The following is a 26094-nucleotide window of genomic DNA, read 5'->3' on the forward strand; positions in this document are numbered from 1 at the left end:
GAAGCGGCCACGGCCCCGGTCAGGTGGATCACAGCGACCCGCCGAGATCTCAGGGCGTAGCCGCCGTACACCAGTGGGTCAGCGCGGACACGCTGGGCGTAACATCCGCGAAACATCAGGGTCACGACCGAGTAATCGGGAGGACCTACGTTCAGATGAATCTCTGAGCCACCCCGAGGAGTACGTATGTTTTCCAGCGCTGAGGAGCTGCTCGCCTACGTCAAGGACGAGGGCATCGAAATCATCGATGTCCGGTTCTCTGACCTGCCGGGCATCATGCAGCACTTCACCGTCCCGGTGTCGTCGTTCGGCCCTGAGGTCTTCGAAGAGGGCCTGATGTTCGACGGTTCGTCGGTCCGCGGGTTCCAGCAGATCCACGAGTCCGACATGAAGCTGCTGCCCGACCCGACCACCGCCTTCCTCGACACGTTCCGTGGGACGAAGACGCTGGCGATCAACTTCTTCGTGCACGACCCGCTGACCGGCGAGGCCTACAGCCGCGACCCGCGCAACATCGCCCGCAAGGCGCAGGAGTACCTGAAGTCGACCGGGATCGCGGACACCGCGTTCTTCGCGCCCGAGGCCGAGTTCTACGTCTTCGACGACGTCCGGTTCGAGACCAAGTCGAACTCCGGCTACTACTCGATCGACTCGGTCGCCGGCGCCTGGAACACCGGCCGGGTCGAGGACGGCGGCAACCGCGGCTACAAGGTCCGCTACAAGGGCGGCTACTTCCCGGTCGCGCCGACCGACCACTTCGGCGACCTGCGCGACGACATCACGCTGAACCTGGAGAAGGCCGGCCTGCTGGTCGAGCGCGCCCACCACGAGGTCGGCACCGCGGGCCAGGCGGAGATCAACTTCCGCTTCGACGAGCTGCTGAAGACCGCGGACAACCTGCAGAAGTTCAAGTACATCGTCAAGAACACCGCCTGGGCGGCCGGCAAGACCGCGACCTTCATGCCGAAGCCGATCTTCGGTGACAACGGTTCGGGTATGCACTGCCACCAGTCGCTGTTCTCCAACGGCGAGGCGCTGTTCTACGACGAGGCCGGCTACGGCGGCCTGTCCGACGTGGCCCGCTGGTACATCGGCGGCCTGCTCAAGCACGCCCCGTCGCTGCTGGCCTTCACCAACCCGACGGTGAACTCCTACCACCGCCTGGTCCCGGGCTTCGAGGCGCCGGTCAACCTGGTCTACTCGCAGCGCAACCGGTCCGCCTGCATCCGGATCCCGATCACCGGGTCGAACCCGAAGGCGAAGCGGATCGAGTTCCGTTGCCCCGACCCGTCCGCCAACCCGTACCTGGCCTTCTCGGCCCAGCTGCTGGCCGGCCTGGACGGTATCCGCAACAAGATCGAGCCGGCCGACCCGGTCGACAAGGACCTGTACGAGCTGCCGCCGGAGGAGCACGCCGGTATCGCCCAGGTGCCGACCTCGCTGCCGGCCGTGATCGACTCGCTCGAGGCCGACCACGCCTTCCTGCTCGAGGGTGACGTGTTCACCTCCGACCTGATCGAGACCTGGGTCGACCTGAAGCGCGAGCAGGAGATCGCCCCGATCCAGCTCCGCCCGCACCCGCACGAGTTCGAGCTCTACTACGACGTCTGAGTTCCCGAACTCCCCGAGAGCCGCACCCACACCAGTGGGTGCGGCTCTCGCCGTTTCCATCCGGGCCACCGCACCAACGGGTGGAACCACTCCCGGCTGCCGAAATCCCCCGCCCGAACCCCAAGAGTTGCCGGTACGCCGTTCTGCTCATACCTCAACGAGTTCCGGCGCAGCTGTTGACCCGGCGTAGCGCTGATGCTACGGAGGTGAGTGGTACGTCGTCGACGCACCCGTGGCCGCTCCCGGGGTGCGACTGACTTGGGGGGGTCGCGTGGGGACCGGTCGCGCTCGCACGTGCACCGGAAGGAAGCCCAATGCGCAGCGTGTCATCGATCTCCGGCCACCGCCGAGGCCTTGCCGTCGCCATCAGCGTGGCGGTACTCGTCGCACCAGCACTATTCGTCAGCGGCGCCGCCGGCGCCGCCGAGCCGCCAGCACGCCAGGGTGATGCCAAACCCAGGGTGTCGAAGGTGGCCGCGTTCGACCGGACGAAGCCGTTGCGGGATCTCCCCGCGGTCTCGCCACGCACGACCGGCAAGGCGCCTACCGAGCGTGGCGCCGTCCCGCGCGACACCGGTTTCACCGGCGATGCCGCCGTACAGACCGTCGCAGCTCCAGGTGAGGCGCCGACGCTGATCCAGTCCTTCGAGGGGGTGCCGAACATCCAGCAGGTGTCACCGCCCGACCCCGTCGGAGACGTGGGGCCGAACCACTACGTCGAGATGGTCAACCTCAGCTTCGCGATCTACAACAAGTTCGGCACGAAGCTCTTCGGGCCGGCTGACCTCGGTACGTTGTGGCAGGGCTTCGCCGTACCGCATTGCTCGGACAGCGCGGGCGACCCGATCGTGCTGCACGACCAGTTCGCGGATCGCTGGATCCTCACCCAGTTCACCGCCCTCGGACCGAACTACTGGAACTGCATCGCGGTGTCGCAGACGTCCGACCCGTTGGGTGCCTACTTCCGGTACGCCGTGCCGACCGGGCTGAACTTCCCCGATTACCCCAAGTACGGCGTCTGGCCGGACGGCCTGTACATCAGCACCCGGGAGTTCGACCCGGACGACAACTTCGCGGGCAACGGCGCCTACGTCGTGAACAAGGACCAGTTGTACGCCGGCAACCCGAACGCGGCCGTGGTGAGCTTCCTGAACCCGCCTGGGACCACGCCCTGGCTGCAGGGCGACGGCCTGCTCCCGACTGACCTGGACGGCAACCAGCCGCCGCCCGCCGACACGCCCAACTTCTTCGTCGGTTCGATGGACGACGGAGCGCAGTACGGGGCGCCGTCCGATGCGCTGAATGTGTTCGAGTTCCACGTCGACTGGGCCACGCCGGCCGCGTCGACCTTCACCTTCACCGGATCGTTGCCGGTGGCACCGTTCGACTCGATCTTCCCGTGCCGCGGCAGCAACTCCCGCGCGTGTATCCCGCAGCCGGGAACCAAGAACCTCATCGACGTACTGTCGTATCGGCAGCGACCGATCTGGCGGCTGGCCTACCGCAACTTCGGCACGCATCAGGCCATGGTGACCAACCAATCCGTCGAGGCCCAGCCGAAGCTCGCCGGCACCCGCTGGTACGAGCTGCGCGACACCGGCTCCGGCTGGAGCGTTCACCAGCAGGGCACCTACTCCCCCGCGGACAAGGTGCACCGCTGGATGGGCAGCGTCGCGATGGACGAGAAGGGCAACATGGCGCTCGGTTACAGCGTCTCCAGCCAACAGGTGTTCCCCGGAGTCCGCTTCACCGGCCGCCTCGCCACAGCCCCACTCGGGACGATGCAGGCCGAGGCGAGCATGATCGCCGGCACCGGATCGCAGCTGGTCAGCAACCGTTGGGGCGACTACACCTCGATGAATGTCGACCCGGTCGATGACTGCACCTTCTGGTACGTCAACCAGTACTACCGCAACTCATCCAACAACGGCTGGCAGACAAGAATCGGATCCTTCGCCTTCCCCGGCTGCAGCTGACACAACGAGTCAGGCGGATCCATCAGCCACCACAGTGGATCCGCCTGCCCCGTCCGGTCAGGGCATGTAGTCGCAGGTGGCGATTGCGCCCGCACCGGATGCGGTGGCTGTCTTGGTGACCTTGCCGTCGACCATGATCATGCAGCTCACCGTGCCCTTCTGGCCGGCGCCGTTCTGGGCGATCACCTGGTAGATCGGGAACAGTCCCTTGATCTGCACGGACTTCGACCACGGCAGCTTCGTGGAGGCGATCTGCGCCGTCGCCGTATCGCCGTCCGTGGAGTAGACGACCGAGGCCGCCTTGCTCGTGCCGGTCACCTTGTACACGACCGTGTGCACTTCGTTGGCCTGCTTGTTCACCTCGTTGCCGACCAGGACGGCGACGGCCGTACACCCTCCGATGCCGAGGAAGGTCAGCACGCCGAGCACGATGAACACGTTCCGGACGGTGTGCGACTGCTTCGGCGGTTGCTGCGGCTGATACGGCGCCGGCGGCAGGAACTGCGGCTGAAACTGCGCCGGCTGCTGCGGGTACTGCCCCGGCGGCGGCTCCCAGTACTGGTTCATAGCTGAACTCCCCCTCCATGTGACCTTCGGGCGATCGTCGGCACCTGTAGTCCGCACGGCAGGTCGCACACTTCCCCGTGAGTCCCCCGCTCCCCCTTGCCGCTACATCGGGTTGCCGTCACGAAGCGTTACATCGGTCAAGGCTTGAGACGGCTCATGTCTAGTAAGTCAGGTGGAATACAGTCTTTTGGTCGCGTACCTCCGCCGGAAGGGTCTTGCTGATGAGTCTCGAGTTTCTCTGGTACATCCCGAATCAGGTCGAGGCCGGGCATCGGGGAGATGACGCGGTCGAGGGACACAACAGTCTGGAGCGGTTGACGGAGCTGGCTCGGTTGACCGAGGAGCATGGGTGGGGTGGGGCTCTCCTGGGGACGGGGTGGGGGCGGCCGGACACGTTCACGGTCGCTGCGGCGTTGGCCGCGCGTACGACGACCTTCCAGCCACTGATCGCGATCCGGCCCGGATACTGGCGGCCGGCGCACTTCGCGTCGGCGGCGAGCACGCTCGACCAGCTGACCGGCGGCCGCGTGCTGGTGAACATCGTGTCCGGGCAGGACAACCTGGCGGCGTACGGCGACAGCGAGGGCGACCAGCCGCAGCGGTACGCCCGCACGAAGCAGTTCCTCCAGCTGGTACGGCGGTTGTGGACCGAGGAGGACGTCACCTACCAGGGCGAGTACTTCTCGGTCGCCGGGTCCACGGTGGCGACGCGTCCCGTCGTACGCGAGGGAAGGCTTCACCCGCGGCTGTACTTCGGTGGTGCGTCCGATGCCGCTCAGCGGGTCGCGGCGACCGAGGCGGATGTGCAGCTGTTCTGGGGTGAGCCGCTGGACGGGGTCGCCGAACGCATCAGCACGCTGCGGCGACTGGAGGCCGAGTTGGGGCGTGAGCACGCGCCGCTCGAGTTCGGGCTGCGCATCACCACGCTCGTCCGCGACACCACCGAGGAGGCCTGGGCCGACGCGGAGGCGAAGGTCGCGAGGATGGCCGAGGCGCAGGGGTCCCGTGATCGCCGGTGGTTCAAGGCGGTCGGCCAGCAACGGCTGCTGGACCTGGCCGAGCGGGGCGAGGTGCTCGACGACAACCTCTACACCGCACCCGGCAAGTACGGCGGCGGAGGCGCCGGTACGACGTGGCTCGTCGGCTCGGCCGACGACGTCGCGAAGTCGCTCCGCAAGTACCAGGACCTCGGCATCACGCACTTCGTCCTCTCGGACACGCCGTACCGCGAAGAGATCATCCGCGTCGGCGACCAGCTCCTCCCACTGCTGCGGACCGAATCCTGACCCTCCGGCCGGTAGGGTGCTGCCTCTTGGGACGAACCTCGTGCGGCAGGGTGATTTCCCTTGACGATCGCATGCCGATTGTGATCGGTTGATTACCGAGCGCCAGCGCTGGGTAAGCGGTGCTCGTGAGGCATGTGAGGAGCAGGTAATGGTCACATATTTGCCGCGGTCTGCCTGGAACGCGCGGCCGCCGAACGGAGGGCCGGGCAACCTGACGGTCTCCAGCGTCCAGGGCGCGGTGATCCACTGGCCCGGGACCGGGACGACCACCGGTATTCACAGCCAGGCGGCGGTGGCGTCGGCGTTGCGTGGCTGGCAGAACTACCACATGGACGACCGCGGCTGGTCGGACATCGCCTACCAGATCGCGGTCGACCAGGCCGGCCGGGCCTGGACGCTGCGCGGACTGCGCACCCAATCCGGTGCCAACGGCAACAACGATCTCAACGAGCGGTACGGAGCGATCCTGCTGATCCTCGTCACCGGCGAGCAGCCGACCGCCGCCATGAAGGCCACCACCCGCGGAGTGATCGCCGACTTCCGCAGGATCTTTTCCCGCGGTACGGCGATCCGGCCGCACTCCGCGGTCCGGCCGGACGGTACCGACTGTCCCGGCCCGGCCGCCCGGGCCGCGATCGCCCGCGGCGACTTCACCCCATCTTCCTCGGAGGACGACATGACTCCCGCCCAGATGCAGGAACTGAAGAACTTCATCGAGGCCCGCAGCCAGGCCTACGCGCTCTGGGTGCACCGGCAGTTGCGCAAGGACCTGTCGGCGGTGGTGAAGGCCTACGCCCTCGACATCAAGAACTACGAGCGCCAGACCGACGCGGCCGACGCCCAGCGCGCCGCCGCCGCGGTCTGGGCGTCGGCCCCGGACAACTTCCCGAACAACACCGAACCAAAGCCCGTCGGAGACCCGGCGCCGGCGCCGGACCCCGCAGCGGAGCCCTACTTGCTGCTCCCCGAGCCCGAGCCGATGCCGGCCGTCGACACAACCCCCGACGGAAGCGCCCCCGCGGACGCAGCGACAACGGATGCGCAGCAGCCTGAGTCGGGTGCCGACCCCGAGCCCAACCCCGACCCGAAGCAGTAACAGCTGACCGTCAGCGCCCTGCGGCCTTGAGCACCCGCAGGGCGTTGAGGGTGATCATCTCGTTCGGCCCGCTGCGTCCCCAGTCGACGACTTCCGGCGTACGTTCGCTGCCCGGCGGATTCCACCACTGCGCCCCTGCATGCCAGCGACCGTCCGGTTTCCGCAGCTGCTCCAACTCGTCCAGCGCGTCGCCGGCACGCTCGTCCCGCACCAGTCCGAGCCGCGACAACACCAGCAGCGCTTGCAGGATGTCGTAGTGCCAGTACGGCGGATAGCTCGGCCGCAGCCACCTCTTGTTGATGACCTCGCCCGTCGACAGGCTGCGGAACACCCGGTGCTCCAGGAACAACTCCCCAGCCCGTACGGCGGCATCACGCGCAGCCGTGTCGCCGGTCGCCTCCGAGTACTCGTGCAGCCCCCACGCCGCCGCATGCGTCTCGTGGAACGACGAACGCCGGCCCGACGCCTTGCGGTCGCAGTTCCAGCCACCATCAGGCCACTGCCACTCCAGCAGCCCCTCCGCGAGCTGCTGCACGCGCGGATCACCGGCCATCCCCAGCCGACTGCACGCCCCGAGTGTGTTGCCCTCGATCGACCCACACCGCCGTACCAGTCCGTCGACAACATTCACGCCGTACCGCAGCGACCGCATCAACTCGGCCAGGTCGTACTCCGCGGCCGCCACCGCCCGCGGCTCCCCCGCCGGCACCTCCAACTCAACCAGCGCCACGATCCGCCAGTGCGCCCCGGTCCACTTCCGATAGGCCCGCTTGTCGTCACACGCCCCATCGAGCAAGGCCCGCACCTTGGGCCCCTTCAGCACATCCTCCGCATGTGGCCGGCCGAGCAGGTCCCGCCGAGTCATCCCCCGCACCGCCGGCTCCTCGGACTCCAGCAACCACGCCACCGCATCCATCCGTCCATTCTGTGTCGGTGGCTCCTGGTTGGGTAGCCGCGTGGACATCACAGAGCTGTCGGAGCGGTTGGAGAAGCTGTCGGTGCGGTACGGCGAAGTGCTCGGGTTCGAGCGTGATCCAGACTGGTTCCTGCTGAAGCTGCAGGAGGAGATGGGCGAGCTGACCCAGGCCTACCTCCAGCACACCGGCCGCGCCCGTGCCAAGGGCAGCACTCCTGATCAGATCCGCGCCGGCTTCCACCAGGAATTCGCCGACGTCTTCTGCCAGCTTCTCCTCTTCGCCCGCCACCACAACGTCGACCTCCCCGCAGAGATCGACCGCAAATGGCTCGCCCACGAGCTCTAGCGGCGGAGGTCAGTCGGTTTTGGGGCGGATGGCGAACATCACGGCCAGGACGAAGGCCGGGATGGCGAGGATCCAGGTTGAGCTGAGGCCGAGGAGGACCGGGGCCAGGCAGAGCAGGAGTAGGTCGAAGCCGCGGATGGGTTGGGAGAACATCCCGGGCGGGATGGCGCCCATGGGTGACGCGACCAGGGGGCCTGCGTACGACGGGGGTCGCGCGGAGGCTTGGCGGACGGCACCGGAGATGATGCCCGCGGCAACGGCGAAGGTGACCGCTCCGTTGCCCAGGGCAGGCAGCGCCAGGACGCACCAGAGCGCGGTGAAGCCGGCCGGGACGACGGCCATGATGACCCGGAGTTCGCGCAGGTCCATGCCGAGCGCGCGGACCAGGCCGGTGGACCGGCAGACCGACCTCAACCCGTCCATCAGCGGCCGGATCGCGACGAACCCGGCGAACCCGGCGGCGATGGGGACCAGGATGTCGAGTCCGGTTCCGGCGACGGCGTACGGTACGACGAGCAGCGCGAAGCCGATGATCAGCCGCCGCGGCCACCGAAGGATCCGGAGGAACTCGCGGTGCACGAGGGCCGCGCCACGCGAGCCGCGCCCCCGCCGAGAAGGCACCCGGCCCTTCAACCGCCAGTGCCGCCCGGCGACCACGTCGGCGAGCATGCTGATATCCAGACTGCTAGCTGCCCCAGCAAGACCGGCCAACAACTCCCCGCCGGCGATCACCGTGGTCCGCGTCAGCTTGTCGAGGGTCTGCGCGGTGACGATCACCATTGCCAGTACGACGACCAGCGAGACCAACCCGATCACCAACAGGCGGACCTGATCCGTCGACAGCAATGGCTCGGGCTGCACCTGTCCGAAGCTCAGCACCGGATAGCCGACGACGTCCTGCTGCCTGGCATCCGCTCGGGTGGCCAGCCAGACGGCCGGTACAGCGGCAACGATCAGTAGGAAGTCGGCGACCCGAAGCGTCCACTTCGAGCGCACGGCCGACTGCTGCGCCCACACCGTCACGCACGCGGCACACACCAGCAGTGACGCAGTCAGCACCGACGCCTCACCGATCGACCGCAACTGCGCGCCCAGTAGCGCCCACGCGATGACCGAGACGAGCGCACCGCCGACCGCAACGCTCGCGATCATCCACCAGTACGACGGCCGCAGCAGCGCCGAACGGTTCACCGGAGTGGCAAGCAACCAGAAACCCGCGGCACGCGACGTCGACACCGGCCCGACACTCAGCAGCACCCGCAGCGTCGTTGCCACCAGCAACGGCACGAGGATCCAGGGCAGGTAGTAGGCCAGATCCAGACAGGCCGTCGACGTACAGCGCGAGGCGTTTGCGTTCAGGTGGCGGACGACGTTGCCGCCGGTCGCGCCGAGCATGGCGAGGGTGAAGACGACCAGGTAGGCGTTCTCGAACGCCTGCCAGAACGAGCGGTCCGCGCGACGGCGCCGGGTCTTGCGCATCCAGGCCCGCAGCGCCCGCGGAGCCGGGATCGCACCGAAGTCGGCCGGATCGAAGACGACCGGCCCGTCGGTTGAGCTCATGGCAGCGGAGTCAGGGTGACGACGGAGTCGGCGACGGCTTCGACCAGGGCCGGGTCGTGGCTGGCGAAGAGGATCGCCGTACCGGACTTCTTCTCCTCGATCAGGCGGTCCGACAACCACTGCACGCCGCCGGTGTCCAGCCGCGCCTCGGGCTCGTCCAGCACCATCAGCGTGCGCGGCCGGACCAGCGCCGTCGCCAACGCGAGGCGACGGCGCTGACCCGAGGAGAGCGATCCGGGCAACTGGTCGGCCGCCGGCAGCAGGCCGATGTCGTCGAGCAGCGTGTCGACCAGATCCTCCGGCTCCGCGTTGCCGTGGGCACGGGCGAGCAGGTCGAGGTGTTCGGCCGCGGTCAGGTCCGGGAAGAAGTCGAGGTCGTCGAGCAGTGTGGCGACATCGCGTCGTACCGCGTCGGCACGCTCGTCGATCGGCAGGCCGTCGAGCAGGATCGTGCCCGCCGCCGGTTCGGCCGAGCCGACGATGCACTTGAGCACGGTCGTCTTGCCGGCGCCGTTCGGCCCGACCAGCGCGATCGCCTGACCGGCGGCCAGGGTGAAGGTCAGACCTTCGATCACCGGCCGGTCGCCGTACTTGTGCTGCAACTCCTTCACGCTCAACCGAGCCGCGGCCTTGCTCACTTCTTGCGGACCAGGGTGAGCCCGTCGCCGATACCGAGCATGACCACGTCGACCCGGTCGTCCTTCGCGATGTACGCGTTGAACTCCTTGCGGTCCGCCGGACCGTCCGGGTCGACCACCCGGCCGCCGGCCAGCGTGTTGTCGAACAGCAGCAGCCCGTTGGACCGCATCAGCGGCACCAACCGCTCGAAGTAGTCGATGTACCCCGGCTTGTCCGCGTCCACGAAGGCCAGGTCGAACGAGCCGTCCAGCGCGGCGGCCAGCTCGTGCCCGTCGCCGATCCGCAGCTCGATCTTCGCGTCGACGCCGGCCCGCTCCCAGTACTTGCGGCCGATCGAGGTCCACTCCTCGCTCGCGTCCAGGCAGATCAGCTGCCCGTCGGCCGGCAGCCCGCGGGAGATCGCCAGCGCGGAGAACCCGGTGAAGGTGCCGATCTCGACCGCGCGGCGGGCGGAGATCAGTCGGGTCAGCGTGGTCAGCAGCGCCGCCTGGTCGGCCGTGGTCAGCATCCCGGCCGCGTCCCCGAGCTGCTGGGTCTCGGCCACCAGCTCGGTCGCGATCTCGTCGAGCGGCATTCCGTGCGCGACCATGTAGTCGTGCAGTTCTTCGGTCACCTGTACCTGACTGCCCATGAATTCCGCCCTCCATGTATTAGATCGGTCGCCTGTAGTCTCTATGGGTTGCCCGAACGCCGCACAACCACCCCACCGAGGAGCACCCCGTATGCGCATCGCCGTCGCCGGATCGATCGCGACCGACATCCTGATGACGTTCCCGGGCCGGTTCAAGGACCAGTTCCTCGAGGAACAAATGCACAAGGTCTCCCTGTCGTTCCTGGTCGACGAGCTGGTCGTCCACCGCGGCGGCGTCGGCGCGAACATCTGCTACGGGATGGCCCAGCTCGGCCAGCCCTCGCTGCTGGTCGGCTCGGTCGGCGCCGACTTCGCCGAGTACGGCGCCGCCCTCACCGAAGCCGGCGTGGACGTGTCCCATGTGCGCGTGTGCGAGAACGTACACACCGCCCGGTTCACCTGTACGACGGACCTGGACGCGAACCAGATCGCCTCGTTCTACACCGGCGCGATGGCCGAGGCGCGCGAGCTCGACCTGGGCGCCATCCACGCCGCGTCCGGCGGGATCGACCTGGTGCTGATCGGCGCCGACGACCCCGACGGCATGCTGAAGCACACCGAGCTGGCCAAGGCCAACGGGATCGCGGTGGCCGCGGACCCGTCGCAGCAGCTGGCCCGGATGGAGGGCGAGGCGATCAGGCAGCTCATCGACGGCGCGGAGTACCTGTTCAGCAACGAGTACGAGGCCGGCCTGATGGTGCAGAAGACCGGCTGGAGCCACGAGGAGATCCTGCAGCGGGTCGGCGTCCGCGTCAGCACCCACGGCGGCGACGGCGTGGTGATCGAGAACGCCGACGGCATCTTGGCCAAGGTCCCGGCCGTCCCGGCCCCGAACCTGGTGGACCCCACCGGCGGCGGCGACGCCTTCCGGGCCGGCTACCTCACCGGCCGTGCGGCCGGCCTCGACCACGAAGCCGCCGCCCAGATCGGCTGCACCCTCGCCACCACGGTCCTCGAGACCGTCGGCACCCAGGAGTACACCCTCGACCGTCCGTCGTTCCTGGCCCGCCTCGCCTCCGCCTACGGCTCCCCCGCCGCAGCCGCCACCGCCCAGGCCCTCAACCTCAAGTAGCCGCTCACCACCGGTACGACGGTGCGGTTGGGGACTGTGGTTGTTACTTGTTCCGGTAAGGCGGGATGTAGTTGTCGCGAGCCGCAGTAAGACGGGACGTGATTGTCGCTGCTTCGGGCTGCTCGATCGTGCTGGAAGGACGCAGCTGTCCCGGAGCAGCTCACCCGAATGGTCACAGTCCCCCGGGTGGACACGGGAGCAGATCGTGGAGCCGGGGTGGCGTGGTGGCCGGTCGAGTTGGTGACCGGGGAGGGTTTTGTCGCGTCAGCGGGGTATATCCCTCCCCGATCCGGCGGTCAGGGGCCACGCGCCCGGCATCTGAGCGGATTCGTCCGCATCCCGGGACGCCCGCCCGGATCATCGAGGGCTGGGACAAGAAAACGGGACCTCGGACACCGCATCAGATGTCCGAGGCCCCCATTACCTGTCCCAACCCGCCTCCAACACCTGCATCGCCCAGCATCCGGACGAATCCGACCACCCACCGGACCACCCCGAATCCGTACACCGAGTCGTGGATTTCGGCTCCCCCGCGACCCGATCCACAACAAACATCCACGACTCGACACACCCCGCCAACCACACCGCACCCACCACCTCCCCGACCCACCCCAAACCACCCAAATCCCGTGCCCCGCACCGCATCCACACCGGCAACGCGACCACTCGGGTGAGCAGCTCCGGGACAGCTGCGTCCTTCCCTGGTCGGGGTGGTGTGGGTCAAGGGGCGAACTTGTTCGATCCGCGCAGCGGACGCCGAAGGCGCCCTTGACGCACACCACCCCGACTAGCACGATCACGCATCCCGGAGCCGCGCCACCACGTGCAGTCTTACCGAGCAACCGACCCACATCCGCCGTACTCGAGCACGCACCCACACATCCGCCCTACTCGGAGCACGGCTCCGCGCGGTGGTCTAGTCCTCGGGGTTGCGGGCCCACAGCCCGCGCACGTGGCCGATGTGGCGCCGCATGGCCTGCTCGGCTCCCTCGGCGTCGCGGGCCTCGACCAGGTCCATCAGCTCGTGATGCTCGGCGGCCGACTGCACCAGTCGGCCGCTCTCGACCAGCGGCGTGAGCCCGAGCAGCCGGGTTTGCGACCGCAGGTCCGACACGACGTCGACCAGCTTCTGGTTGCCCGAGTACGCCAGCAGGGTGACGTGGAAGACCCGGTCCGCCTCGATGTAGGCGATCAGGTCCCCCGCCTCGGCCGCCACCACGATCTCCTCGGCCAGCGCCCGCAGCCGGGGAAAGTCGTCGGCCGGGATCACCGGTACGACGTCCCGGATCGTCGGCGGCTCGATCAGCTGCCGCAGCGACGCCAGGTTGTCCAGGTCGGCGTCCGACATCTCGGTGACCCGGAAGCCCTTGTTCCGCAGCGAGATCACCAGACCCTCGCGGACCAGGTCCAGCATCGCCTCCCGCACCGGCGTGGCGGACACCCCGAACCGCGCCCCGAGCATCGGCGCCGAGTACACCTCTCCCGGAACCAGCTCGCCGGAGATCACCGCTGCCCGCAGCGCGTTGGCCACGCTGTCGCGCAGGTTCTCCCGTTGTTGCAGCCGCCGCACGCTCGGCAACGGCCCGATCGAATCGGCCGACATCCGCACCCTCCCTCGCCGCATCGTCGGGGCCCATTGTGAGGCACCCGCCTGGGAACAGACCGCTCAACCCGCCCGTACGCCGCCGCCCACCGACCGGACCAGCTCGGTCAGCCGGTTGAACACCCGCTCCGACGAGAGCCCGTCGTGTTCGTACTCGTTCGTCACCCACGCCTGCAGGTTCCCCACCCGCCCGGCGGTGTCCAGTTGCAGCCCGGAGTCGACGTACATGTCGTCGTAGTACACCGCCGCGGCCACCGGTACGTCGTTCGCCGCCAGCCGATCCAGGTCGTACAACGATGGCCACTGCTCGCGGGACGCCAGCGTCTCCACGGCAGCCTGGAAAGGACGCAGTACGCGGATCTCCGCGAACATCCAGGGGTACATCATCTCGCCGGTGAACAGCAGCGGCCGCGCGTCCTCGGCGAACTCCGGATGCAGCGCCCGCTCGGCCTCGGCCGCCCAGCCTGTGGCACCGTCCCCGGACCCGTAGATCGCCTCCTGCAACGCCGCGAACAACGGCCCGCCGGCGTACGACGACCGGTCCATCACCTGACTCAGGAACGTGTCCGACAGTTCGTCTCCGTCGAACGCCTCGTCGATCAGCCAGTGCATCCGCTCGTACCCGGGCTTCATCCCGAAATCGATCCCGAGCGACTGGAACCGCCGTACCGTCAGCCGATCACCATCCGGCAGGAGTACGTCGGAAGCCGCCAGCCGATCCGCGATCGCGCCGATCCGCTCCACGTTGTGCGGGTAGCGCCGGTAGAACTCGCGGTTCTTCGCGGCCACCCGGGGATACGTCCGCCGATAGACCTCCGACGCCGACGGATCGATCGAGGCCAGGCCGCCGGTGACGTAGCACGCCGTCAACGCCTCAGGCGCCTGCGAGAGATACGTCAGCGTGAGGAACCCGCCGTAGCTCTGGCCGAGCGTCGACCACTTGACGCCGCCGAAGACCGTCGTACGCAGGTACTCGGCGTCGCGCACGATCGAGTCACCCCGGAAGCACGCTAGGTAGTCGGCGCCCTCCTCGGCGGTGGCGAACGAGGCCATCCGCCGCCCGGAGATCGGCGTACTCCGACCTGTGCCCCTCTGGTCGAACAGGATCACCCGATAGGTCTTCAGGGCCTGCCCGATCCACCCCGACGGCTCGGTCGGCCGCGGCGACTTGCCACCGGGCCCGCCCTGCAGGAACAGCAGCAGTGGCAGGTCGTCGTCCCGCCGCACCGGGTCGACGAGCTCGCGGGCGAACACGCTGATCCGTTCCCCGTCGGCCGCAGACCAGTCCAGCGGCACGTCGACCGTGTGCTCCCGGACGTGCATCCCCGGGATCGTGTAGCTGATCATGAAGCCTCCTTTGCCCGACGCCGCCGATCCCACTCGGGATTGATCCGCGGTACCGCGGCCAGCAACGTCTTCGTGTAGTCGTCGCGGGGCGCACCGAACACCTGGTCCCGCGACCCCAGCTCCACGATTCTGCCCTTGTTCATCACCGCGACCCGCTGCGAGATCTGCCGTACGACGGCCAGGTCGTGTGCGATGAAGATGTAGCTGAACCCGCTCTCCCGCTGCAGCCGCATCAGCAACTCCAGCACCTGCGCCTGGATCGACACGTCGAGCGCCGACACCGCCTCGTCGCAGATCACCAGCTTCGGGTTCACCGCGAGTGCCCGGGCGATCCCGATCCGCTGTGCCTGACCGCCGGAGAACTGGGCCGGGTACCGCTGGCAGTGGTCCGGGTCCAGCCCAACCCGCGCCATCAGCTCCTGCGCGAACGCCCGCCGGCCACCGGGTGGCGCGATCCCTTGGTAGGTCAGCGGCGCGGTGATGATCCGCTCGACCGTGTACCGCGGGTTCAGCGACGAGAACGGATCCTGGAACACCACCTGCACGTTGTTCCGGAACCGGGCCAGTTCCTTGCCACTGGCATGTGTCACGTCCGCACCGTCGAACTCGACCGTCCCGCTGGTCGGCTCCAGCAACCGGGCCGCGATCCGCGCGGTGGTCGACTTCCCACTGCCCGACTCCCCCACGATCGCCAGCGTCTCGCCCAGCTCGACGTCGAAGCTGACCTTGTCCACCGCGGTGAACGCCGCCTTCCGCGACATCACCCCTTCGCCCCGGGTGACGAACTGCTTGGTCACCTCACGCACCTTGAGCAACGTCATACCGTCACCTCGTCGTCAATCCTCGGTACGGCGTCCAGCAGCGTCCGCGTGTAGTCATGTTGCGGATCCGAGAACACCTGCTCGGCCGTGCCGTACTCGACCGGGTCGCCGGCACACATCACCAGCACCCGTTTGGCGATCGAGCTGATCACCGCGAGGTCGTGGGTGATGAAGATCATCCCGGTTCCGGTGGTCGACTGCAGCTCGGCCATCAGCTCCAGGATCTGCGCCTGCACAGTGACGTCGAGGGCGGTCGTCGGCTCGTCCGCGATCAGCAGCGACGGCGAACAGCACAACGCCATCGCGATCATGATCCGTTGCCGTTGGCCACCAGAGAACTGGTGCGGATAATGGTCGACCCGCCGACCCGGATCAGGAATGCTGACCCGTTCCAGCGCCTCGATCGCCACCCGCCGGGCCGCTCGGCGCGAACCACCGCGATGCGCCCGGTACATCTCCTCGATCTGCAATCCCACTGTGTAATAGGGATTCAGCGACGACAACGGATCCTGGAACACCATCGAGATCAGGTTGCCGCGCACCGACTGCAGCTCCCGATCGGACTGCCCGAGCAACTCCGCGCCGTCCAGCCGGATGCTCCCGGTGGTCCGCGCGCCCCGCGGAAGCAGCCCGAGTACGGCGAGCGCAGTCATCGACTTGCCCGACCCGGACTCGCCCACGATGCCGAGCGTGTCGTCGCGACCGACCGTGAACGACACGTTCTTCACCACATCCACCGGCCCACGCCCGGTCGGCAGTGTGACCGTCAGGTCCTCCACCACGAACAGGTCATCGGTCATGACGAAACCACTCTCACTCTTGGGTCGAGGGCGGTGTAGACGAGGTCGACGACGACGTTGCCGATGACAACGAAGAACGCGGCCAGCAGCGTGACCGCCATGATCACCGGCTGGTCGTTCTTGGCGATCGAGTCGGCCGCCATCTTGCCGATCCCGTTCAGCCCGAACACGGTCTCGGTGATCAGCGCACCACCGAGCAGGCCGGCAAAGTCCATCCCGAAGATCGTGGTGATCGGGGTCAGGGCCGGCCGGAGTGCATGCCGGCGCAGGATCAGCGGCCGGCTCAGTCCTTTGGCCCGGGCGGTCCGGTAGTAGTTCTCGGACAGCGTGTCGATCACGTTCGATCGGGTCAACCGCGCGTACAGACAGGCATAACCGACGGCCAGGACGGTCCACGGCATGATGTACGACTCGAACCACAGCATCGGGTTGTCCGCGAATGCCGGCGCCGACGGAAACGGCAGCACCTGCAGCTTCACCACCAGCACGAACTGAAGCACCAGCGCCAGCACGTAGTTCGGCACACTCACCCCACCGAGAGCGAGTGCCATCGCCGTACGGTCCCACCACGTGCCCTGCTTGATCGCGCTGATCAGACCGCCGATCACACCGGCAAGCAGCCACAGTACGGCGGCGCCGACAGCGACCGTGATGCTGACCGGGAGCCGCGCGGTGATCATCGTCCACACCGACTCGTTGGTCTGGAAGCTGTAGCCCAGACACGGCGCCGAGCAGTGCACCGACCCGTAGTCACGGCCGACGAAGATGCCCTGCAGGAACTCCGAGAACTGGGTCAGGATCGGCTGGTTCAGACCGAGTACGTCGCGGATCGAGTCGATGCGTTCCGGCGTACAGGTCTTGCCACAGATCATCACCGCGGGATCCGGGGACAGCTTGAAGAAGATCAGGTAGGTGAACAGGCAGACCGCCAGCAGGATGAACACCACCCCGCCGAGCCGGCCGATGACATACCGGGTCATGCGGCCTCTCCTTGGTCGACGACCGAGCGGATCTTGTCGCCGAGAACGGTCAGCGAGAGCACGGTGAGGAACAGGAACGTACCGGGGATGGCGAAGAACATCGGGTCGACCGAGTACCAGCTCACCGAGCTCGAGATCATCTGGCCCCAGGACGCGGTCGGCGGCGAGACACCGACGCCGAGGAAGGACAGTCCGGCCTCGGTGCCGATGTAACCGGGGATGGCCAGCGTCGTCATCACGATGATCGAGCCGCGCAGGTTCGGCAGGATCTCCCGGAACACGACCTGGACGTCCTTCGCCCCGGAAGCCCGGGCCGCCTCGACGAACTCGCGGTTGGCCAGCGTCATCGTCTGGCCGCGGATCACCCGGGCCAGGTACGGCCAGCCGAACGCGCTGATCACGATCACCAGCAGCACCGGGCGGTTCCCGGCCGGCAGCGAGGACAGGATCGCGATCATGAAGATCAGCGCCGGGAACGCCATCAGGAAGTCCATCAGCCGCGAGATCACCTGGTCGACCCAGCCGCGGTAGAACCCGGCCAGCATGCCGAGCACGACCCCGAGGATCCCGGTCAGCAGGGTCGCCGACAGCGAGATCGTGATCGACACGCGAGCGCCGTACACGATCCGGGCGAACAGGTCACGGCCGTTCTGCGGCTCGACGCCGAACCAGTGGCTGCCGCTGATCCCGCCGAGCGCGCCGTGCGGTACGCCGCCGAGATCGGAGTTGACCGCCGCGGAGTCGAACTCGTACGGCCCCCAGCCGCTGAGCTTGGTGATCAGCGGCGCGGCGATCGCCATCAGGACCACGATCGCCAGGAACAGCAGGCACGCCAGCGCACCCTTGTCCCGGGTGATTCTGGTCAGGATCCGCCGGGTCGAAGTCGGGGGACCCCCGGCCGGAGCCGGGGTCCCCACTTCTTCGACCTCGAGCAGTGCCGGGGTCGCGGTCATCGGCTACTTCCCGGCGTCCGCGAGACCGACCGAGACCAGGTCGATCCCACCGGAGAACCCGTCGTGCAGGTAGGCACCGGCGATGTTGCTGCCGACCAGCATCAGCACCTTCTCGTACAGCAGCGGGACGACCGGGGCGAGCGCCATGATCTGCTTGTCCAGTTCGCCGTACGCCGCGTTCGCCGCGGTCACGTCGGTCAGCTTGGCGATCTCGTCGATCTTCGCGTTGACGCCCTTGTCGTTCAGCTGAGAGAGGTTCGAGTTGCCCTTGGCGGTGATGTTGCGGCCGTCGAACAGCGGCGGCAGGAAGGTCGCACCGGACGGCCAGTCCGGGCACCAGCCGGTGATCGCCATGTCCTTCTGCTGCGACGGCGTACCGATCACCTCGTAGTACGTCGAGGTGTCGATCGGGTTGATCTTGACGGTGATCTTCAGCGGCTCCAGCGCCTGCTGGATCGCCACCGCCATCGCCTGCATCTTCGGCTGGGTCCGGCTGTCGAGCGTCACGGTGAAGCCGTTCGCGACCCCTGCCTCGGTGAGCAGGGCACGGGCCTTCTCGATGTCACCCTTGTGGTCCGGGCTCGGGTACGGGTCGTAGTCCACCCGGCCGGCCACGGTCGGCGGCTGGATGCTGGTCGCGATGTCGGCGAGAGTCGAGCCGCCGACCGCGTCCCGCACGGTCTGCTTGTTCACCGCGAGGTTGATCGCCTGCCGGACGCGGACGTCGTTCAACGGCTTCTTCGTGGTGTTCAGACCCATGTACGTCGTACAGCCGCCGAGGCCGGACATCGTGCGCTGCTTGAGCTGCGGGGTCTGGATCCGGGCCACGCTGGCGGCCTGGATGGTGCCCGCGATCGCGTCGATGTCGGTGCCCTGGCCGGCGATCATCCGCTCGTCGATGGTGGCCGGGTCGAGACCGAAGGTCCACTGGAACGCGTCCGGGTTCGCCGACCGGACCTCATCGGTCTTCTTGTCCCACTTGTCGTTGCGGACCAGCTTCAGCGACGCACCCGGCTTGTACTCGGCCAGCTTGTACGGTCCGGACGAGATCGGCTTGCTGTCCAGCGAGTTCCCCGCGCCCTGGCCCTTCGGCACCGGTACGAAGGTGTTCTGCGCGACCACGCTGCCGAAGTCGGCGTACGGCTTCTTCAGGTGGAAGACGATGGTCTTCGCGTCCGGCGTCGCGATCGTCGGCAGGTCACCCGACTTGTACGGCCCCTGGTAGCTCGCCGGCGCGTCGATGATCTGCTTCGCGTACGGCGATCCGATCCCGAGCTCGGGGTCCCAGGCCCGGGACACGCCCCACTTCACGTCCGCACTGGTGATCGGCGCACCGGTCTCGAAGAACAGCCCGTCCTTCAGCGTGAAGGTCCAGGTCTTGCCGCCGTCGGACGGCTTGCCGGTGTCGGTCGCCAGGTCGGGGACGATCTTGGTGCCGTCGGCACCAGGTGCGGCGCCCTGGGTGGTCAGGGTGCGGTAGATCAGCCGATAGAAGTTGTTGACACCACCATCGAACCCGCGGGCCGGGTCGAGGTGGGAGAAACCCGCGTTCGCGAGCACCTGGAGTGTTCCGCCCTGCGCGGCCTTGCCGCCCGGACCGGCCGACGAGTCGGCGGCACCGGTCGTGCCGCCGCCGGAGCAGGCACTGAGCACCAGCACCCCGGAGAGCACGAGCCCCACCAGCATGGATCTCTTCATCTTTGCCTTCTCTTCTTTCAGTTCGCGGCGCGCAGCCACACACGCATGGCCAGGGCCTGACGGTTCCCCCAGAGGAAGTACGGGACGAACGTCGCCGGCACTTCGCTGATGGCGGTCTGGGGTTCGTGATCGGTGATCACGGGATAGAGCTCTTGAGGCGGTGTCGGCGCGACACCAGCCGTGACTTCGAGGACTACGGCTTCTGATACGCCATCCACCACTGCCTGCTGCTGTGTTGTCGCAGCAGCCACGGCAGCAGGCGTCAGCACCAGGTCGTCGACGGGTGCGAGTACGTCTTGTTGCTCAACGCAATAGACAAGCGGGCCCCGGGCAACTGCGATCGCACCACGGGTCGCATCCAAGTAGGGGTGGGATCCGTGCGCCCTCGGTGCCATCGGCAATGTCAGCCGAACGATGTCCCCGGCAACGAATCGCCGGCGCACGGTCGCCCAGCCGTCGTTCACCACCGCACCCTCGATCTCGGCTCCGGTGGACCACGCCGGGATCCGCAGCGCGATCGCCTGCTCGGTGTCCGGTGCATTGTCGACAGTGATGGTGACTTCGCCGTCCCACGGGTAGTTGGTCCGGACCGTGACGGCGAGTGTGTCGGTGCTGATGCGTGCATCGGCGTACAGACCGAGGTAGAGCGTGTCTGCGTTCTGCGCCGCGATGTGGTCCTGGAGTTCAGACATCCAGCGGACGATGTTCGGCGGGCAGCACGGGCAGCCGAACCACGACCGCCTGAGTGGCTCCCCGCCGCTCTCGGCTCCTGACCGCTGCTCGTGATCCGGCCGGCGCTGCAACGGGTTGTCGTAGAAGAACGCCGTACCGTCGGCCGAAAGCCCAACGGCATAAGCGTTGTAGAGCACGGTCTCGTAGACATCGAGGTACGACGCCTTGCCCGTCGCGAGGAACATCCGCCACGCCCACTGCATCGTCGCGATCGCGGCACACGTCTCCGTGTACGCACGCTCCGACGGCAGCTCGTACCGATCCCCGATCGCCTCATCGGAGTGCCGGCTCCCCAGTCCGCCGGTGAAGTACAGCTTGGTCGCGACCATGTCGTCCCACAGCCGCTCCAGCGCCGCGAGCAGCGTCGGGTCCCCGGTCTCGAGGTGCACGTCCGCGGCGCCGGCGGCGAGATACGCCATCCGTACGGCGTGACCGGTGACCGACGGGAGCTCGCGGAACGGTGCGTTGTCCTGGAAGTACTCGGCCGGGAAGATCGTGTGCTTCAGCTTCCCCTGGCCGCGGCGGTCGACGAACAACTGCGCCTGGGTGAGGTAGGCCTCGGTGCCGGTTTCTCGATACAACTCGACGAGCGCCATCTCGACCTCGGGATGCCCGTCGACGACCTCCTCACCGTCCTTGCCGTACTTCCGGACGACGAGATCCGCGAACCGGCCGGCGATTGTCAACAATCTGCCATCGCCCAGTTGACGATTCGCCGTGACGGCGGCCTGGATCAGGTGACCGAGGTTGTAGAGCTCGTGCCCCCAGCCGAGATCGGACCAGGGTTGCTTGGGCTGGTCCGGGTCCTGGAAGAAGGAGTTCAGGTAGCCGTCCTCGGCCTGCGCCTGCTCGAGCAGCCCGACCACCTCGTCGAAGAACTCCCGCGTCCCGGCCGGCGCATCGTCCCGGCCGATCTCGTAGGCGAGCCCTTCGAGCGTCTTGTAGAGATCGGTGTCGAGGAACGGGTAGCGCCCCCGGTACGCCCCGATCGACGGATCGGCCAGCCGCCGGAGATTCTCCAGGTTCCCTGCCTTCCGCAACTCCGCGATCGCGTGCGGAACCGTCGCCTCCCGATTCCGCCGCTGCCAGTCCGCCAGCAGCCCGCCGGTCAGCTCAACCGCACCCACGGGCACGACAGCCCCGCGCATCGCCCGCACCGCTCCACTCATCCACCGACTCCAGTACCGTGTGACATTGCACAGACCCTAAGTGCAATGTCACACCTTGCCAAGAGAAACCGAAAGACGTTTACACGCCGGACACAACTCCCCCGCTCAGAGGCGGGGGTCGACCGGTTCGGATTCGAGCGCCAGGACGGCGAAGACGCATTCGTGGATGCGCCAGAGGGGTTCGCCGCGGGCGGCTCGGTCGAGGGCCTCCAGGCCGAGGGCGTACTCGCGGAGGGCCAGCGATCGTTTGTGGCCGAGGTTGCGGTCGCGGAGGCGCTCGAAGTTGGCCGGCTCGGTGTAGTCCGGGCCGTAGATGAGCCGCAGGTACTCCTGCCCGCGCACCTTCAGCCCCGGTTGGGCCAGCCCCTTGGCCGTCCGCGTCAGGTTGGCGGCCGGCTTCACCACCATCCCCTCCCCTCCCGCGCCGGTGAGCTCCTCCCACCACGCGATCCCGGCGTCCCAGTTGCCGGCATCAACGAAGAGTCGCCGGGTCGGCGTGATCAGCGACGGTCCGGCGGCGACCAGACGGTCCGCGATCCCGAGGTGCCACGCGTGCGGCCTCTCCTGGTACGTCGTACCCTCCGAAGCCAGCACCTGGAACGGCGCCAGCCGAACGCCGTCGAGCCCGGCAGTCGGCCAGCAGTACCGCCGATAGGCCTCGGTGAACAGTGAGGCGTTCGTCGTACGACGCTTGATCCGGGCCAGCTGGTCACCCACGTCGAGCCCGGCCGCGAGGGCCGACTCCAGCGCTGCGGTTGCTGCTGGCAACGACGTACGAGAGGCCGCGCCGACGGCGGCGTACTGGTTCCGGAGCAGGTCCTCGGCCTTGGCGCTCCACGGCAGCAGCTCGGCGTCGAGCAGCAACCAGGAGGTGTCGAGCTCGTCGAAGATCCCGGCCTCGGCGACGACCGTCCGCAGCCGGAGCAGGAGTTCGTCAGTCAGGTCACCATCGAAGAACGACCGGCCGGTCCGCGTGTGGATCGCGCCGCGGCCAGCCAGGCCGAAGCGCTTCTCCGCGATGTCGTCGTCGCGCGTCAGCAGCACGACCGCGCGCGAGCCCATGTGCTTCTCCTCGCACACCAACTCGGTCACGCCCTGCCCGCGGTAGGTCTCGAAGGCCTGCAGCGGATGCTCGAGCAGCCCCGGTTCCGGGGACGTGGTGACCGGGCTCATCGTCGGCGGGAGATAGAGCAGGAAGCGCGGGTCGATCGCGAACCGGCTCATCACCTCCAGCGCGGCCCCGGCCTGCTCCGCGCGGATGCTGAGCCGGCCGTGCGTCGACGTCTCGATGACCCGCCGACCGGTGACGTCGGTGAGCTCGAGTACGTCGGGCTCACGCGCCGGCGCGGTTGCCACATGCAACGGTTTGGCCGGCGCGTAGTACTCCTCGGCCGCCTGCACCGAGACCAGCTCGCGCTCGGGATAGCGCAGCGCGGTGAGCGATCCGCCGAAGACGCAGCCGGTGTCGAGGCAGATCGTGTTGTTGATCCACTCCGGCTCTGGCGTCGGGGTGTGACCGTAGACGACCATCGCGCGACCGCGGTACTCGTTCGCCCACGGGTACCGCACCGGCAGCCCGAACTCGTCGGTCTCGCCGGTCGTCTCGCCGTACAGGCAGAAGGAACGGACCCGGCCGGACGCGCGGCCATGCATCCGCTCGACCAGGCCGGCGTGGGACACGACCAGCCGGCCGCCGTCGAAGACGTAGTGCGAGATCAGCCCGTCGATGAAGGTCTCGACGGTTTCGCGGAACTCCGGCGACTCGTCGGCCAGCTGTTCCAGCGTCGTCTCCAGCCCGTGGCTGACCTTGACGTTGCGGCCTCTGAGTGCCCTGAGCAACTTGTCCTCGTGGTTGCCGGGGACGCAGTACGCGTGGCCGTTGGCAACCATCCCCATGACGAGCCGCAGTACGCCGGGCGTGTCCGGCCCACGGTCGACCAGGTCACCGACGAACACAGCGCGACGCTCCGCGTGTACGGCGTCGATCGCCCGGCCGGCCTCGTCGCGGGTCACCACGTAACCGAGTTGCGTGAGCAGCGTCTCCAGCTCAGCCCGGCAGCCGTGGATGTCGCCGATGATGTCGAACGGGCCGGTCTGATCAGTCAGATCGTTGAACAGCCGGGTCCGTTCGATGCTGACGGCATCGATTTCCTCGACACTGTCGAGCACGTGCACGGTGCGGAAACCCTCGCGCTTGAGGCTGCGCAGACCGCGCTTCAGCTGCGACCGCTGCCGGGTGACCACCTTTGCACCGAACTGCCGGTCCGGCCGCTGTTCGTTGCGCTCGACACACACCCGCTCGGGCGGATCGAGAACGATTGCCACCGGCAACACGTCGTACGCACGGGCGAGCTCGACCAGCTCCTTGCGCGCCTCCGGCTGGACGTTGGTCGCGTCGATCACGGTGAGCCGACCGGCCGCCAGTCGCTTGCCGGCGATGAAGTTCAGCACCTCGAAGGCATCCTTGGACGCCGCCTGGTCGTTCTCGTCGTCGGACACCAGCCCACGACAGAAGTCGCTGGAGATCACCTCGGTCGCTTTGAAGTGCGTCCGAGCAAAGGTCGATTTCCCCGACCCACTCGCACCCACCAGCACCACCAGAGAAAGCGCCGGGATCTGAAGTGCGGTCATCAGCTCGCCACCTTCTCCCGGAGTTTGAAGAGCGCGAGTTGCGTCGGCGGACCCACTTCAGGATCCACCGGACCTACCGGACGAAACTCCACCGAATAGCCGTACGACTCAGACACCTGCGTCGCCCACTGCGTGAACTCCGCGCGGGTCCATTCGAAGCGGTGGTCGGGGTGACGGAAGTCGCCGGCGGGGAGCGACTCGAAGCGGACGTTGTACTCGCTGTTCGGGGTGGTGACGACGACAGCAGCGGGCCGGGCTGCCTGGAAGACGGCCTTGGCCAGGGCCGGCAGTCGTGGCGGGTCGACGTGCTCGATCACTTCCATCAGTACGGCGGCATCCAGTCCGTCCAGCCGGTGGTCGGCGTACGTCACCGACGACTGCAGGAACTGCAGCCGCTCCCGCTGCCGATCCGGCAGGTCGTCGTAGTGCAGCCGCCTCTTCGCGCCGATCAGCGCCCGCGCCGAGACATCGGTCGCGAACAGTTCCGCGATCATCGGGTCCTTCAGCAGCTCACCGACCAGCGCACCCTCGCCGCAGCCGAGGTCCGCGATCCTTCCTGCCCCGAGCTCCTTCAGTACGGCGGCAACCGTCGTACGGCGCTCGACAGCAAGGGACACCGGGCCTTCCGGGTCGTCCGGATCCGCCTCCGGCTCGACCAGCCCGTCGGCCTCGGCGAGCCGCTCCAGGGCACTGTCGGCGAGATAGCGACGGTGGGCCAGATAGCGGCGAGAGATCAGATCCTTCTCCGGGTGCGCGCCGAGCCAGCCCTCGCCGGCCCGGACCAGCTTGTCGACCTCGTCGGTCCCGACCCAGTAGTGCTTCGCGTCATCCAGGACCGGGAGCAGCACGTAGAGGTGGTTGAGTGCATCGGCCAGCCGGAGGACGCCGGTCAATCGCAGGTCGACGTACCGGGAATCGCCCCAGGAGGGGATCTCGGGGTCGAGCGGCACGGGCTTCGCGTCGACGGTCCAGCCGAGTGGTCCGAACATCCGCTCGGCCAGCTCGGCGCCGCCGCGGCACGGGAGCGCCGGGACGTGGATCTCGAGCGGGATCGGGTTGGCGGCGAGCTCGGGACGGGCGTCGCAGCGGCCGTTCATCGCCGTACGGAAGAGCTTTCCGAGGGCGACGGCGAGCAGGCTGGAGGCGGCGTACGGGCGGTCGTTCACGTACTGCCCGAGAGTGAATCCCTCCGACGCTTTCCCGCGGCCGGATCGAACCAGCGCGATCGGGTCGATCTCGAGCAGCACGGCCGCCGTACAACGATCGTTTGTTGCGACCGGATAGAAGACGTGCGCCGATCCGCCGGTGATCTCGATCGCCTGCGGTCGCGCCGGGTTCTTGTGCAACAGGAACCCGAAGTCACTGGCAGGTGCGTCGATCCCGGCAAGGTCGGTGGCAAGCGTCAGAAACACTTCCGTATTCGATCACGCCGGACGGCCGCGAACCCACGTATTTGCGCCCGGGAAGGATCGAACGTTGAGACACGCTGCCAAGGGTCTGGCGTGTTGGCCGGAATGGTTCTAGCTTGTTTTGCAGAAGATGAGTCGCTACAGACCGTCCTTCCCCGCTGACAGTCGGTATTGTCCCCGGTTTGTGGCGAGCGCCCAGCCACGCCGACCACGGGGAAAGGACCATGGCAGCACCCTCCGACAGACCCAGT

General features: G+C 67.8%; 21 protein-coding genes. 6 read left to right on the forward strand and 15 right to left on the reverse strand.

Going from position 1 to position 26094, the window contains the following annotated elements; genetic code table 11:
* Positions 1-186: 186 nt before the first annotated feature.
* Positions 187-1611 (forward strand): type I glutamate--ammonia ligase, encoded by a 1425-nt coding sequence (glnA, locus tag V9K99_RS39635; RefSeq protein WP_337009775.1) that lies wholly within the window; start codon positions 187-189, stop codon positions 1609-1611.
* 314 nt (positions 1612-1925) lie between these two features.
* Positions 1926-3587 carry a hypothetical protein gene (locus V9K99_RS39640; protein ID WP_337009776.1) on the forward strand — a complete coding sequence of 554 codons (1662 nt, stop codon included), beginning with the start codon at positions 1926-1928 and terminating at the stop codon, positions 3585-3587.
* Between the two features lie 57 nt (positions 3588-3644).
* Here the strand turns inward: V9K99_RS39640 and V9K99_RS39645 are convergent, their stop codons facing one another.
* Positions 3645-4154: an MmpS family transport accessory protein gene (locus V9K99_RS39645; protein ID WP_337009778.1), complete on the reverse strand. Its 510-nt coding sequence runs from the start codon at positions 4152-4154 to the stop codon at positions 3645-3647.
* A 221-nt stretch (positions 4155-4375) separates the two neighbouring features.
* Here V9K99_RS39645 and V9K99_RS39650 point away from each other — a divergent pair, with 221 nt between their 5' ends.
* Both V9K99_RS39650 and V9K99_RS39655 read left to right on the forward strand, forming a co-directional pair.
* On the forward strand, positions 4376-5440 hold the full coding sequence (locus V9K99_RS39650; RefSeq protein WP_337009780.1) for an LLM class flavin-dependent oxidoreductase: 1065 nt from the start codon (positions 4376-4378) through the stop codon (positions 5438-5440).
* A 148-nt stretch (positions 5441-5588) separates the two neighbouring features.
* Positions 5589-6536, forward strand: a complete 948-nt coding sequence (locus V9K99_RS39655; protein ID WP_337009782.1) for a hypothetical protein — start codon at positions 5589-5591, stop codon at positions 6534-6536.
* Positions 6537-6546: 10 nt separating this feature from the next.
* Here the strand turns inward: V9K99_RS39655 and V9K99_RS39660 are convergent, their stop codons facing one another.
* Positions 6547-7452 (reverse strand): hypothetical protein, encoded by a 906-nt coding sequence (locus V9K99_RS39660; protein ID WP_337009784.1) that lies wholly within the window; start codon positions 7450-7452, stop codon positions 6547-6549.
* A gap of 40 nt (positions 7453-7492) precedes the next feature.
* Between V9K99_RS39660 and V9K99_RS39665 the strand changes: the two genes are divergently transcribed.
* Positions 7493-7798 (forward strand): pyrophosphatase, encoded by a 306-nt coding sequence (locus V9K99_RS39665; RefSeq protein WP_337009786.1) that lies wholly within the window; start codon positions 7493-7495, stop codon positions 7796-7798.
* Positions 7799-7807: 9 nt separating this feature from the next.
* On the opposite strand, the gene V9K99_RS39670 is transcribed toward V9K99_RS39665, so the two are convergent.
* From V9K99_RS39670 to V9K99_RS39680, 3 genes are read right to left on the reverse strand one after another with little or no spacing between them, the layout of a single operon-like run.
* Positions 7808-9358 carry a DUF6297 family protein gene (locus tag V9K99_RS39670; protein ID WP_337009788.1) on the reverse strand — a complete coding sequence of 517 codons (1551 nt, stop codon included), beginning with the start codon at positions 9356-9358 and terminating at the stop codon, positions 7808-7810.
* Positions 9355-9996, reverse strand: a complete 642-nt coding sequence (locus V9K99_RS39675) for an ABC transporter ATP-binding protein (protein WP_337009790.1) — start codon at positions 9994-9996, stop codon at positions 9355-9357. The genes V9K99_RS39670 and V9K99_RS39675 overlap by 4 nt, the downstream gene beginning before the upstream one ends.
* Positions 9993-10628 carry an O-methyltransferase gene (locus V9K99_RS39680; protein WP_337009792.1) on the reverse strand — a complete coding sequence of 212 codons (636 nt, stop codon included), beginning with the start codon at positions 10626-10628 and terminating at the stop codon, positions 9993-9995. The genes V9K99_RS39675 and V9K99_RS39680 overlap by 4 nt, the downstream gene beginning before the upstream one ends.
* Before the next feature lie 91 nt (positions 10629-10719).
* Here V9K99_RS39680 and V9K99_RS39685 point away from each other — a divergent pair, with 91 nt between their 5' ends.
* Entirely contained in the window at positions 10720-11700 is a 981-nt protein-coding gene (locus tag V9K99_RS39685; protein WP_337009794.1) for a carbohydrate kinase family protein, read from the forward strand.
* A gap of 916 nt (positions 11701-12616) precedes the next feature.
* Here V9K99_RS39685 and V9K99_RS39690 read toward each other — a convergent pair.
* The 10 genes from V9K99_RS39690 to V9K99_RS39735 form a co-directional block, all read right to left on the reverse strand.
* The gene (locus V9K99_RS39690; protein WP_337009796.1) at positions 12617-13303 is read right to left on the reverse strand and encodes a GntR family transcriptional regulator; all 687 of its coding nucleotides are present in this window, start codon (positions 13301-13303) and stop codon (positions 12617-12619) included.
* A 63-nt stretch (positions 13304-13366) separates the two neighbouring features.
* Entirely contained in the window at positions 13367-14650 is a 1284-nt protein-coding gene (locus V9K99_RS39695) for an alpha/beta fold hydrolase (RefSeq protein WP_337009798.1), read from the reverse strand.
* Positions 14647-15471 (reverse strand): ATP-binding cassette domain-containing protein, encoded by an 825-nt coding sequence (locus tag V9K99_RS39700; RefSeq protein ID WP_337009800.1) that lies wholly within the window; start codon positions 15469-15471, stop codon positions 14647-14649. The genes V9K99_RS39695 and V9K99_RS39700 overlap by 4 nt, the downstream gene beginning before the upstream one ends.
* Positions 15468-16271, reverse strand: a complete 804-nt coding sequence (locus V9K99_RS39705; RefSeq protein ID WP_337009802.1) for an ABC transporter ATP-binding protein — start codon at positions 16269-16271, stop codon at positions 15468-15470. Before V9K99_RS39705 ends, V9K99_RS39700 begins: the two co-directional genes overlap by 4 nt.
* Positions 16268-17251 carry an ABC transporter permease gene (locus tag V9K99_RS39710; RefSeq protein ID WP_337009804.1) on the reverse strand — a complete coding sequence of 328 codons (984 nt, stop codon included), beginning with the start codon at positions 17249-17251 and terminating at the stop codon, positions 16268-16270. The genes V9K99_RS39705 and V9K99_RS39710 overlap by 4 nt, the downstream gene beginning before the upstream one ends.
* A complete protein-coding gene (locus V9K99_RS39715; RefSeq protein WP_337009806.1) occupies positions 17248-18204 on the reverse strand; it encodes an ABC transporter permease in 957 nt (318 codons plus the stop codon). The genes V9K99_RS39710 and V9K99_RS39715 overlap by 4 nt, the downstream gene beginning before the upstream one ends.
* A gap of 3 nt (positions 18205-18207) precedes the next feature.
* A complete protein-coding gene (locus V9K99_RS39720) occupies positions 18208-19902 on the reverse strand; it encodes an ABC transporter substrate-binding protein (protein ID WP_337009808.1) in 1695 nt (564 codons plus the stop codon).
* Positions 19903-19919: 17 nt separating this feature from the next.
* Positions 19920-21803: a glycoside hydrolase family 127 protein gene (locus V9K99_RS39725; RefSeq protein WP_337009810.1), complete on the reverse strand. Its 1884-nt coding sequence runs from the start codon at positions 21801-21803 to the stop codon at positions 19920-19922.
* Positions 21804-21908: 105 nt separating this feature from the next.
* Positions 21909-24434 (reverse strand): polynucleotide kinase-phosphatase, encoded by a 2526-nt coding sequence (locus V9K99_RS39730; RefSeq protein WP_337009812.1) that lies wholly within the window; start codon positions 24432-24434, stop codon positions 21909-21911.
* Positions 24434-25846: a 3' terminal RNA ribose 2'-O-methyltransferase Hen1 gene (locus V9K99_RS39735; RefSeq protein ID WP_337009814.1), complete on the reverse strand. Its 1413-nt coding sequence runs from the start codon at positions 25844-25846 to the stop codon at positions 24434-24436. Before V9K99_RS39735 ends, V9K99_RS39730 begins: the two co-directional genes overlap by 1 nt.
* Positions 25847-26094 lie beyond the last annotated feature (248 nt).

Origin of the sequence: Kribbella sp. CCNWLW201 (genome assembly GCF_037203805.1) — a bacterium.
Taxonomy (GTDB): domain Bacteria; phylum Actinomycetota; class Actinomycetes; order Propionibacteriales; family Kribbellaceae; genus Kribbella.

What these genes read in the sequence shown, in the direction of transcription:
- glnA (WP_337009775.1), top strand. Translation starts at nt 187, where the DNA reads ATGTTTTCCAGCGCTGAGGAGCTGCTCGCCTACGTCAAGGACGAGGGC.
- V9K99_RS39640 (WP_337009776.1), top strand. Translation starts at nt 1,926, where the DNA reads ATGCGCAGCGTGTCATCGATCTCCGGCCACCGCCGAGGCCTTGCCGTC.
- V9K99_RS39645 (WP_337009778.1), bottom strand. Translation starts at nt 4,154, where the DNA reads ATGAACCAGTACTGGGAGCCGCCGCCGGGGCAGTACCCGCAGCAGCCG.
- V9K99_RS39650 (WP_337009780.1), top strand. Translation starts at nt 4,376, where the DNA reads ATGAGTCTCGAGTTTCTCTGGTACATCCCGAATCAGGTCGAGGCCGGG.
- V9K99_RS39655 (WP_337009782.1), top strand. Translation starts at nt 5,589, where the DNA reads ATGGTCACATATTTGCCGCGGTCTGCCTGGAACGCGCGGCCGCCGAAC.
- V9K99_RS39660 (WP_337009784.1), bottom strand. Translation starts at nt 7,452, where the DNA reads ATGGATGCGGTGGCGTGGTTGCTGGAGTCCGAGGAGCCGGCGGTGCGG.
- V9K99_RS39670 (WP_337009788.1), bottom strand. Translation starts at nt 9,358, where the DNA reads ATGAGCTCAACCGACGGGCCGGTCGTCTTCGATCCGGCCGACTTCGGT.
- V9K99_RS39680 (WP_337009792.1), bottom strand. Translation starts at nt 10,628, where the DNA reads ATGGGCAGTCAGGTACAGGTGACCGAAGAACTGCACGACTACATGGTC.
- V9K99_RS39685 (WP_337009794.1), top strand. Translation starts at nt 10,720, where the DNA reads ATGCGCATCGCCGTCGCCGGATCGATCGCGACCGACATCCTGATGACG.
- V9K99_RS39690 (WP_337009796.1), bottom strand. Translation starts at nt 13,303, where the DNA reads ATGTCGGCCGATTCGATCGGGCCGTTGCCGAGCGTGCGGCGGCTGCAA.
- V9K99_RS39695 (WP_337009798.1), bottom strand. Translation starts at nt 14,650, where the DNA reads ATGATCAGCTACACGATCCCGGGGATGCACGTCCGGGAGCACACGGTC.
- V9K99_RS39700 (WP_337009800.1), bottom strand. Translation starts at nt 15,471, where the DNA reads ATGACGTTGCTCAAGGTGCGTGAGGTGACCAAGCAGTTCGTCACCCGG.
- V9K99_RS39705 (WP_337009802.1), bottom strand. Translation starts at nt 16,271, where the DNA reads ATGACCGATGACCTGTTCGTGGTGGAGGACCTGACGGTCACACTGCCG.
- V9K99_RS39710 (WP_337009804.1), bottom strand. Translation starts at nt 17,251, where the DNA reads ATGACCCGGTATGTCATCGGCCGGCTCGGCGGGGTGGTGTTCATCCTG.
- V9K99_RS39715 (WP_337009806.1), bottom strand. Translation starts at nt 18,204, where the DNA reads ATGACCGCGACCCCGGCACTGCTCGAGGTCGAAGAAGTGGGGACCCCG.
- V9K99_RS39720 (WP_337009808.1), bottom strand. Translation starts at nt 19,902, where the DNA reads ATGAAGAGATCCATGCTGGTGGGGCTCGTGCTCTCCGGGGTGCTGGTG.
- V9K99_RS39725 (WP_337009810.1), bottom strand. Translation starts at nt 21,803, where the DNA reads ATGAGTGGAGCGGTGCGGGCGATGCGCGGGGCTGTCGTGCCCGTGGGT.
- V9K99_RS39730 (WP_337009812.1), bottom strand. Translation starts at nt 24,434, where the DNA reads ATGACCGCACTTCAGATCCCGGCGCTTTCTCTGGTGGTGCTGGTGGGT.